The following is an 11,184-nucleotide window of genomic DNA, read 5'->3' as shown; positions in this document are numbered from 1 at the left end:
CATTCATTAAGGAGTTTTCATAGCTGCCACTACGGCCACCAACGATGTCGCGAATACCAGACATGAAATCTTTCACAAAGTTACGGCCTTCTACGACTTCACCAAATACGATACCTTTATACTCTTGGACAGGTTTATTTTCAATATGCATAGTTGTAGTAATAATCATAATTGTATCCTCTCTAATTGACTACAATATATTTTGATTAATTATAGCAAGGCTTTCACAGAAATACAATCATAAAAAAGACCTGTTCACTATTTCATAATGAACAGGTCTAATTATGTTATTATTTATCGAAATCGCGGTCTAGGTTAACCTCTTTCAATGGAACAAGTTTTGTTTTCTTGATGTATTTGTAACCTAAGTATACTGCGAAGAAGATTGGCAATCCGATGTACGCAACGGATACACCATACCAGTCGATTGTATCGCCTGTGAAAGCGGAGTAGTTTTGGCCAGCAATGATGATGACGCAAAGGATGAACGCCAAAATTGGGCCAATTGGGAACAACCACGCTTTGTAAGGTAATTCACTAAGATCTCTACCTTGTGCAATGAAGGCACGGCGGAAACGATAGTGAGAAACAGCGATACCAACCCATGCGATGAAGCCGCAAAGACCGGAAATATTAACAATCCAAGTATATGCAGTACCTTCGCCGATGAAGCTTGTAAGGAATGCAAATAAACCGATTGCTGTTGTTAAGATTAACGCTGGCACTGGAACACCACGTTTATTAAGCTTACCGAAGATTTTTGGTGCTTGCCCTTCTTTAGCGAGTGCGTACAGCATACGCGTAGAAGAATAGAGACCAGAGTTACCAGCACTGAGTACTGCCGTTAAGATGATAGCATTGATAAAGCTAGCAGCAAAGGCAAAACCAAAGCGGTCGAATACGAGTGTAAACGGAGAAATAGATACATTCTCTACACTAGAATTTAATAGGTTTGGATCAGTGTACGGAATTAAGAAACCGATAACGATGAAAGCACCGATATAGAACAATAGAATACGCCAGAAGATTGTATTAATCGCTTTTGGCACGTTCTTTTCAGGGTCTTCTGCTTCACCAGCGGCTACACCGATAAGCTCAGTACCTTGGAAGGAGAAACCAGCCACCATGAAGATAGCGAGGATAGATTCCCAACCACCTACGAATGGCGCTTCCCCTACTGTCCAATTCGCAAATCCTGGAGATGTACCGCCAATGCCAAAGATAAGCATAAAGCCACAGAACAGGAATACGAATACAGTAATAACCTTGATGCTAGAGAATACATATTCACTTTCACCAAAGGAACGTGTGGATAAATAGTTCAAGCCGAATAAAACGAGCAAGAACAGAGCAGACCATACAATGGCAGGCACATCAGGGAACCAATATTTCATGATGAGTGCCCCTGCTAAAACTTCAGCAGCCAATGTAATAGCCCAGTTAAACCAGTAGTTCCAACCTAAGGCAAAACCAAAGGCCGGGTCTACATAGCGTTTTGCATAGGTCCCGAAGGAACCTGGAATTGGCAAGTACGTCGCCATTTCACCAAGAGATGTCATGAGGAAGTACACCATGATACCGATGAGACCGTAAGCTACAAGCGCACCACCAGGGCCTGCTGTACTTACAACTTCACCACCAGCTACGAATAAGCCGGTACCAATAGCGCCACCTAAAGCGATCATATTCATATGACGCGCCTTTAGGGAACGTTTTAAATGTTGATCTTTATTAGAGGTAAACTCTACGTTATTATTTTGATTTTCAGCCATGGGTCACCTCTTATAAATCTAAATTACGCACATATTTTGCGTTATCTTCAATAAATTTACGACGAGGTTCTACCTTATCACCCATGAGAACGGTAAAGATTTTATCAGCTTCGATGGAATCTTCCAAGCTAACTTGTAAAATCGTACGGTTTTCAGGGTTCATTGTAGTTTCCCATAATTGTTCAGGATTCATTTCACCTAAACCTTTGTAACGTTGGATAGTAATGCCATCGCGGCCTACTTCATCAAGCTTAGCTGTAAGCTCTGCATCAGAGTATACATACCAGTGGGATTTACCCTTCTTGATTTGGTACAACGGTGGTTGTGCAATGTAAATATGACCTTCCTCTACCAATGGTTTCATATAGCGGTAGAAGAATGTTAATAACAAGGTACGGATATGAGCACCGTCAACGTCCGCATCGGTCATAATAATAATCTTGTTGTAACGGGATTTTGTAATATCGAATTCTTCCCCAATACCAGTACCAAAAGCAGTAATCATGGAGCGAATTTCGTTATTAGCTAAAATCTTATCAAGGCGCGCTTTTTCTACATTAAGGATCTTGCCACGTAAAGGCAAAATCGCTTGGTAACGACGGTCGCGACCTTGTTTTGCAGAACCGCCCGCAGAATCACCTTCGACTAGATAAATTTCAGTCATAGATGTATCTTTTTCGGAGCAATCTGCCAATTTACCAGGAAGGCTAGATACTTCCAAGGCATTTTTACGGCGAGTTAAGTCGCGAGCTTTACGAGCTGCCTCACGAGCACGGCTTGCCATAGTTGCTTTTTCGATGATTTTCTTCGCATCTTGCGGATGTTCTTCGAAGAATGTTCTAAGACCTTCAGATACTATAACATCTGTAATACCTTTAACTTCGCTATTGCCAAGTTTAGTTTTAGTTTGGCCTTCAAATTGAGGTTCCAATACTTTTACAGATACAACAGCTGTCAAACCTTCACGTACGTCTTCACCGGAAAGGTTGGACTCATTTTCCTTGATCAAACCAGATTTACGGCCATAATCATTGAGGGTACGAGTTAAAGCGGCACGGAAACCAGAAAGGTGAGTACCACCGTCAACAGTGTTGATGTTATTTACGAAGGACAACAAGTTTTCGCTGTAGCTATCGTTATATTGCAACGCTACGTCTACTACTACGTCGTCTTTTGTATTTTCGATATCGATAACAGTAGGATTTACTACTTCTTTATTTTCGTTTAAGAAGGCAATGAAAGAACTTAAACCACCTTCGTAGTGGAAGCTTTCAACACGAGGTTCCTCTTGGCGCAAATCGCTCAATGTAATGCGAAGACCTTTATTAAGGAATGCCAATTCTTGTAAACGAATTTTCAATGTATCAAAGTTGAATACTGTAGTTTCAAAGATTTCAGCATCTGGCTTGAAGATAACTGTAGTACCAGTACCTTCTGCTTTGCCGATTTCATGTAACTCGGAAGTCTTATGACCACGAGCGAATGTAATCTCTTGAATAATACCATTTTGAGCTACTTGAACCTTAGTCCATTCACTCAACGCATTTACTACAGAAATACCTACGCCGTGAAGACCACCAGAAACCTTGTAGCCGCCACCGCCGAATTTACCGCCAGCATGCAATTTCGTTAATACTAACTCTACCGCAGACATACCGGATTCATGCATCCCTGTAGGAATACCACGACCATCATCGACAACAGTGATGCTGTTATCTTCATTAATGGATACTTCGATATGTGTAGCGTAACCTGCGAGCGCTTCGTCTACAGAGTTATCTACTACTTCATAAACGAGGTGATGTAAACCGCGAATGGACGTACTACCAATGTACATACCAGGACGTTTACGTACCGCGTCAAGACCCTCAAGAACCTGTATATTCTGAGCGCCATAATTTTCTTCAGGCATGAAACAAACTCCTCCTAACAATCTATCACACTGTACTGGATTGAAATTTGGTACAACACATGTACAGAATAAATCTTATCTTTTTATTATACTATAAAACTCATCAATTCGTCTCATTAAAGTCTTAATGCTAATACCAGATCCGTAAACACAATCATCAGTGACTACATAGGTCTTGATTTGCTCCTCTGGTACCATAGCAATATACTCTAGCGTTTCATAGTGATGAATAGGACTTTTATGGGACTTTCCGCCCTTGGCGTGCACCATAGTAATGATGGATTCAATAGGCACGGAAACGGTATCCCCAATATGAACGTACATAGGAATGCCCCCTCTACTTTTCTAATGTCCCATTAAGGGCATCAATTTTGCGCTGTTCTTCTTCAGCAAGGAACTTAGACCGATATTTATTACATAAATTAATAACATGCTGATCCGTTAGCTCATCAGGCTTTTTATGCGTAATGAGCATGGCCACCATATACATATGACGGCGATTAATAGATCCTTTATAAATTTTATCTAGGTAAAAGTATATGGATTCCCGCATCGCTTCTGCAAAGTCTGGGAAGGTACATTGTATGAATTGCTGACAGTCGCTGTACTTAAAGTACGGATATTTTCGAATGACAGACTTAATGTCCTTAATATGTTTTCGATGTAATTCATATTCACAGGTCGGACATATATCCCGTTTAGATTGCATATGCATGCCACATCGACCACAACGATGATAGCCATGCTGCTCTAAATAGATTTCCCGCTTTCGAGCTGTAATTTGCACTTTTCTGAAAGCAGCTCGTAATTCTTCATTATCCGTCTGTTCTAACGACTTATCGATGGCTTCTACGTCTTCTTTTGAAAGCACAATATCTGCGAAATTAATACGTTTTGTAATCATCTGTTCATCAGGTAATGAAATCGATGTATCAGTATTAGCTTTCACATAGCTCTGACGTTTCATAATGAAGCGAATATCTTTGATCACCTCTTGATGGTAATACTTGTTAATAGATTCGATGATGCGTCGTTTTTGCATCTGTAATTCCTGCATCCACATGGAGTTATCTGCACTGATAACCATGTCTGGAGGCTTAATAGATACAATTTTTGTATGATCTGCAATGACATCGCCCACTACATCACGCCACTTGTGAACGAGGGTATTTAATTTATATTGTTCCAGTAAATTCAGTTTTGATAAGGCCTTTGGTAAACAAAGATCAAGGCTGTCCATACTGAACCTTTCCCCCTTCACAAGAAATAAATTGAACAGATTTCAAATCTTTAAAATCGTGAATGTCTGTAGTAGTAATAAATGTTTGAATACGTTTATGAATAAACTGCAATAAATTCGCTCGTCTCGACTCATCAAGTTCGCTCAATACATCATCCAATAATAGAACTGGATATTCCCCAACCTCGGACTTGATAAACTCAAGCTCGCTCAACTTTAAGGACAATACAGCAGTTCGTTGCTGCCCTTGGGATCCAAATTTCTTTAAATCCATCGCATCAGAGAAGAATCGTAAATCATCGCGGTGAGGACCTACGCTGGTGGTCATCCGATGACGATCCTGCGGCAAAGCTGCTTTGATGCGCTCGTAAAAGCCTTCCTTTGTATATTCTAATGAACCATTGTCCATGTAAGGCTGTTCATAACCGATGGTTAAATTCTCTAGACCACCCGTCAATTTACGGTTCATCAAATCGATGAGAAGGTTAATTTTCTTCAAGCTCTCTAACCGTTTCTTTACGATAAAGCTCGCCATATCGGCTAATTGCAAATCCCATTCTTCAAGAGGAATATTTTGCTTCCCTCTATATTCTTTAAGGATCGCATTTCGCTGCTGTAATAATCGATTATACTGCATCAACTGATGATAGTACGTAGCGCTCGTCTGAGAAATTTCCATATCGAGGAACCGTCTACGTCCCGACGGAGTCCCCTTAATGAGTTGTAAATCTTCAGGACAGAATATAACTGTATTTAATGTACCAATCAGTTCCTTTTGAGATATTTTAGTATCATTTAAGCGAATATCCTTAGGACCTTGGCGGAATAACTTAATATTTACCTTTTGTGGCGTATCCTTTTTCTCGAACTTGACTACAATGCCTGCTTCCTCAGCATTAAACATGAGCATATCTGACGTATCGTTGGTCCGATGGCTTTTACCAATGGTCCCCACATAAATAGATTCGAGGATATTCGTCTTACCAGCCCCATTAGTGCCGTGCAAAACGATAATCTCCGGATTAAACTGAATCGTTACATCCTTGTAATTACGAAACTGGAATAATTGCAGTGAGTCAATTCTCACCGATTAAGCCTCCTCTTGAGTAATTACGAGATCTACATCAAGACCTTCGCAAGAAATCACATCGCCAACGCGGCATTTCTTGCGCTTTTCTGTGACAACTTGACCATTCAAAGTAAGGATACCTTCTTCGATAAAGGATTTAATTTGACCACCTGTTTCGATAATACCTTCTAACTTCAACAACTGATCAATTTGAATGTACTCCGTATGAATGGGTACCTGCTGTTGCTCTTTCATAACGTCCTCCTATAGTGGACAATTTATAACTATATGGGAATTAGGTAACGATGACTTTTAATCATCATTACCTAATGAAAATATGTATATTAATTCAGTGAGATATACAGAATTCTGATATTTTTATCAATAAACTAATAACAGACTGTCTTTAACATTATTAATTATTTAGTACCAGAGTACAGTTCCTCACTGTGAATTTTCTTTAGGCTACGTTGTAGCCTAGAAAATTTTACGTTCGGAACAAAGCGATGCAGTGTCCCTGTCGTCGCAAGCTCCTCCATTGACTACTGCCCTGCTTTTATGCATTCGTACGAACTGGTGTTACTACGTATGTATAGTTCGGATTATTGTCTTGGCGAATAACAACAGGACCGTTTTGTTTTAAGAACAAGTGGATGTTGTCGCCTGTACTGTGGCGTAAGATGTCGGAGATGTAGCGACCGTTGAAGGAGATTGTGAAAGGTGTGCCTTTAAATTCAACAGCTACGTCTTCTTTTGCCATGCCAATTTCAGTATTTTGAGTAGATAATGTTACATTACTTTCAGCCCAATCATAACGAATTACGTTATAGCTGATATCTTTAGCCAATAAGGATACGCGGTCAACAGCACCAGCGAATTCGCGGCGGTCGATAACAGCGCTAGAATCGAATTGGGAAGGAATTACCTTTTCATATTCAGGGTAAGTACCTTCGATCAAACGAGAAATGATGTAAATAGATTCAAAGTTGAACACGATTTGTGTACGGTTCCAAATGATGTTGATCATAGCTGGATTATCTGTTGGTAACAAACGAGATACTTCAGCCAATGTTTTTGTAGGAATGATAGCACGCATTGGTGTAGTTGCTGGTTCATCGATGGTAATTTTCTTAACAGCCATGCGGTGTGTATCAGTAGCAACCATTGTTACTTCGTTTTCTTTGATTTCAAGAAGAGCACCAGTAAATACAGGACGATCTTCGTCTGTAGCAGCTGCGTAATTTGTTAAATCGATGAGTTCTTTCATTGCAAAGCTATCGATGTTCACATGATCTTGGTCGTGAATTTGTTCAACTAAGGAGAAATCATCTGGATGCAATGTTACCAAGTTGAATTCGGAAGAGCCGGATGTGATTGTTAAAGAATTGCCATCTTCTGGTTTGTAAAGTTCGATGGTATCACCAGGCAATTTTCGAATTAATTCTTGGAAGTAGCGGGAACCTACAACTAATGTGCCAGGTTCTTTGATGTCGCCGTCGATGGTTAAACGAATACCGAGTTCAAAGTCGTTACCTTGTAATTCTACTTGACCATTTTTTGTTGTCATGTAAATAGCGCCTGGTAAGTTGGAACTTGTTTTATTTTGAGATACCTTTTGCAATACGTTGATTGCTTTTTGGAGATTTGCTTTTTGGAATGTAATATGCATATGTTACTCCTTTATAATTTGTATGTTTGTTATTAGTATTATTAGATTTGTAGATTACTATTTTGCTCTACTAATTTATATATTGTTTGTATGTACTGTTTCCATATAATGTAGAAGCACTGATATCTACTTATCTTTTTTTTAATATTCTATGTTTGCTATCGTAGATGTTCTATAGATATTCTGCGATAGATCTGTTTCTACTGGTTTTTTGATTGTTTGTAGGTTTAGTAGTAGTAATAGTAGGGGCCTGTTCATATGTGTAAAAGTGAATTGGCGCTACTAACTGTGCGATTTCTCGGTTGTGTATAACTATGTTGATAGTTTGTAACCACTTATCCACATACTCACAGCGAAGTGCGGTTTTTAGGATATCCACAAAGTTACACACAATATATCCACAGAGTTATCCACAGGTTGTTAATTTCTGTTTAATTTCAGAAATCATGTTCTTAGTTTCTTCGTTTCGTTCAATTTCCTTCGTAATTTTATCGTACGCATGGAGAATTGTCGTATGGTCACGAGAGAATGCAGCTGCGATTTGCGGATAACTTTCATTAATCATATCGCGGCATAGATACATGGCCACTTGGCGTGGGAACGCGAACTGTGCTTTACGCTTCTTACCGAGCAAGTCTTGCTTTTTAATATTGAAATAAGAACTTACAAAATTCTGAATACTTTCAATAGTCACCATGTTAACCTCTTCTGTGTGAACGAGGCCAGCCAAGGCTTGTTTAGTGTATTCTAGGTCGATAGATTCAAGACGTTGATCGATGGATGCGGTACCGATTAATTTTGTGAAAGCACCTTGTAATACGCGGACGTTTTCGCTGAATTGAAGCGCTACGTAGTTGATGGAGTCGTTATCGATGCGGATAACGCGGTTTTTCTTATATTCTCTTTCGAGTAAGGATCTAAAGATAGCGATGCGCGTTTCTAAATCTGGATTTTCCATTGTTGCAATGTAGCCAGCTTGGAAACGAGAACGGAGACGGTCTTCGAATTGCTCCATATCGTTTGGCATCGTATCGGATGTAAGTACAATTTGCTTATTGTTATTTAATAACTCATTGAACGTATTAAATAGCTCGGTTTTCGTACTTTCACGACTTTCAAGAAACTGAATATCGTCAATCATGAGCACGTCGATATTGCGGAACGTGTTGCGGAATAATTTACCTTGGTTACGCTGCAATGTTTCGACGAAAATGTTCATAAAGTTTTCGCTCGTAATGGACATAACCTTCATGTGTGGATGATTTTCCTTGATGGCATTGCCAATGGCGTGCATCAAATGCGTTTTACCGAGGCCTGAAGGACCATAGATAAAGAGCGGATTATAGTCGCCGCCTGGAAACTCAGCTACATTTTGAGCCGCCCCAAATGGAATGCGGTTCGCGTTGCCTGTTACATAGTTGTCAAAGCGGTACGCTGGATTTAGGTTAGATAAGGATAAATCTACAGGTACATTATCAGATTGTAATGTAGGTGTTGTAGTTTCAACTGTTTTACTAGGCGCTACCATTGGCTCATCTGGGATTTCCACAGGTGCTGGGGCGCGATCGATATAGACCGGCTCTTGATAAATTGGTTTATAGAACTCTTCTTGATGCGTTTTCTCCTCTACTACTGGAGGTAATGGCATGGGCGGAGCCACTACAGGTGCATCATCGATGAGACTTTCATCAACAAAGGTATTATCTACACTCTCTTGATTGAAATCGAATAACACCATATCCCGATGAGAACCGATAACCGTAGTAATAGCATCCTGCAAAGCCTTGCTAATCTGTGGCTGCTGATCGATTAAGTTTTTAACAAATGTTTGCATGACCCCAATATGGATCGAATGACTTTCGAGAGACATGGGAATCAACGATGACGTGACGCGCAAGTACAATGCGTCAGGCAAATGTTGCATGTTCTTTTTCGCCTCTTGCAATATATGTTCCCATATATTATTCAAATCAAATGACTGCATGACGTGCCTCTTGTGTATAACTATTGCGATAAATGTGTATAACTTTAGGAATAATGTGTATAACTCTTGTGAAAGCTGTGGAAAAACCTGTTATCCCTGTGAATAACCTGTGCACAACCTGTGAATAAGTGAAAATAAAATTCTCTTCTAACCAGATAATAACTGACTTTATAGATTACACAGGTTAAAAGAGAAAAAATGTGGATAACCTTAAAAGTTATCCATTAAAAACTTATAAAAATATATACTTTTTCCTAATTTCAAGTATGATTGTACCAAAAAATAAGTAATTTGTCATTCAATCTGTGGATAACTTTTGGTTATCTGAAGGAGAAGTGTTAATAACTCAGTTATTATCTCATCTCTTGTTCATCAATTACTTTTGGGGGAGGAATGAATGGAATTACAATTTGTATATGAACTATTTTTAACTAAGTATCGATGATCTATAAATCTAAATTTTATCCACTTATTTTTATCTTTGTTTCTAGATTACTTTTAGGAAGGAATTGATACTAATTTTCTTGCTCCATTCTAACGCAAGTCGCTTAAAAATTAGTATCAATTCCCTTTCTAACAAAGATAGATAACCTTGTTAATAAATAATAACTGTGGAAAAGTAATCTAGAAACTATCTAATCATCGTTACTAAACAATAAAATCCTGTTCATAAAACAAATTGTAATTTCATATGGCGTAAAGGGAAAAGGGAGAAAAAAATATCTATTCATCCCCTCCTTCCAATTAGAGATCAAAACATAAATTTGTCTAATATAAAAAATATTAGAATTGTGAGTTCTTGTGTTGATGAATAATTGATGTTACGTTTACATCGTGTAGTGGTGTGTGAGGATAGATTAGGGTTGTCTTAGGGAGGAAATATAGGGTCCTTTTGAGCGACTTTACGGTTAGTATGGAGCGATGAAGGAGCTCTCTTTTGGAAACGTAACATTAATTTTCCCTTTTTCCCTCAAGAGGTTGAAAGGGAAGATTTGTTATATCTTAGATCCGTATTTTGAAAGACTTTTAGATTTGCCATAAAAACTGATACTACTTTTTATACTGGTGGTAGGTGTTATAGTAGTCATTAGAGTATGTTAGGAGCAGGAATAGATGTGGATTTTTGACCGAAACGATGAGTATGGAGGGAGAAAACCACATCTATTCCTCCCTTCCTCCAAGTAGAGATCAAAATGTAAAATTTTCTTATATAAAAATATTAGAGTTGTGAGTTCTTGTATTGTTGATAATTGATGTTACGTTTACATCGTGTAGTGGTGTGTAAGGATGCATTAGGGGAATCTTAGGGAGGGAATATAGGGTCCTTTTGAGCGACTTTACGGTTAGTATGGAGCGATGAAGGAGCCCTATATTCCTCCCCCTGGAAACGTAACATCAATTTCTCCCTTTCCCTTCAAGAGGTTAAAAGGTAAGATTTGTTAAAGCTTAGATCCGTATTCTGAAAGACTTTTATTGATTTGCTATAAAAACTGATACTACTTTTTATACTGGTGGTAGGTGTTATAGTAGTCATTAGA

General features: G+C 38.8%; 9 protein-coding genes. All 9 read right to left on the bottom strand.

What is annotated here, in order from left to right:
- The coding region (locus tag QZ055_RS05290) for a heavy metal-binding domain-containing protein (protein WP_295825120.1) at window positions 1-169 on the bottom strand (169 nt) is incomplete at its 3' end.
- Window positions 170-290: 121 nt separating this feature from the next.
- Window positions 291-1,772: an amino acid permease gene (locus QZ055_RS05285; protein ID WP_287539572.1), complete on the bottom strand. Its 1,482-nt coding sequence runs from the start codon at window positions 1,770-1,772 to the stop codon at window positions 291-293.
- A 10-nt stretch (window positions 1,773-1,782) separates the two neighbouring features.
- Window positions 1,783-3,684, bottom strand: coding sequence for a DNA topoisomerase (ATP-hydrolyzing) subunit B (gene gyrB / locus QZ055_RS05280; RefSeq protein WP_295802506.1), 1,902 nt, complete (start codon window positions 3,682-3,684; stop codon window positions 1,783-1,785).
- 75 nt (window positions 3,685-3,759) lie between these two features.
- A complete protein-coding gene (locus QZ055_RS05275; RefSeq protein ID WP_105086251.1) occupies window positions 3,760-4,008 on the bottom strand; it encodes a DUF370 domain-containing protein in 249 nt (82 codons plus the stop codon).
- 13 nt (window positions 4,009-4,021) lie between these two features.
- On the bottom strand, window positions 4,022-4,924 hold the full coding sequence (locus tag QZ055_RS05270; RefSeq protein WP_295825117.1) for a DUF721 domain-containing protein: 903 nt from the start codon (window positions 4,922-4,924) through the stop codon (window positions 4,022-4,024).
- Window positions 4,911-6,011 (bottom strand): DNA replication/repair protein RecF, encoded by a 1,101-nt coding sequence (recF, locus tag QZ055_RS05265; RefSeq protein WP_005384817.1) that lies wholly within the window; start codon window positions 6,009-6,011, stop codon window positions 4,911-4,913. The genes QZ055_RS05270 and recF overlap by 14 nt, the downstream gene beginning before the upstream one ends.
- A 3-nt stretch (window positions 6,012-6,014) precedes the next feature.
- Window positions 6,015-6,248 carry an RNA-binding S4 domain-containing protein gene (locus QZ055_RS05260; protein ID WP_119206598.1) on the bottom strand — a complete coding sequence of 78 codons (234 nt, stop codon included), beginning with the start codon at window positions 6,246-6,248 and terminating at the stop codon, window positions 6,015-6,017.
- Window positions 6,249-6,549: 301 nt separating this feature from the next.
- Complete coding sequence (gene dnaN, locus QZ055_RS05255) at window positions 6,550-7,662, bottom strand: DNA polymerase III subunit beta (protein ID WP_295825115.1); 1,113 nt, start codon at window positions 7,660-7,662, stop codon at window positions 6,550-6,552.
- A 406-nt stretch (window positions 7,663-8,068) separates the two neighbouring features.
- Window positions 8,069-9,646 (bottom strand): chromosomal replication initiator protein DnaA, encoded by a 1,578-nt coding sequence (dnaA, locus tag QZ055_RS05250; RefSeq protein WP_295825114.1) that lies wholly within the window; start codon window positions 9,644-9,646, stop codon window positions 8,069-8,071.
- Between the last annotated feature and the right edge of the window lie 1,538 nt (window positions 9,647-11,184).

This window comes from uncultured Veillonella sp., assembly GCF_905209685.1.
In the GTDB taxonomy this organism is placed as follows: Bacteria; Bacillota; Negativicutes; order Veillonellales; family Veillonellaceae; genus Veillonella.
Note: the sequence above shows the minus strand (reverse complement) of the source record. Positions and strands in the feature narration are given on the sequence as shown.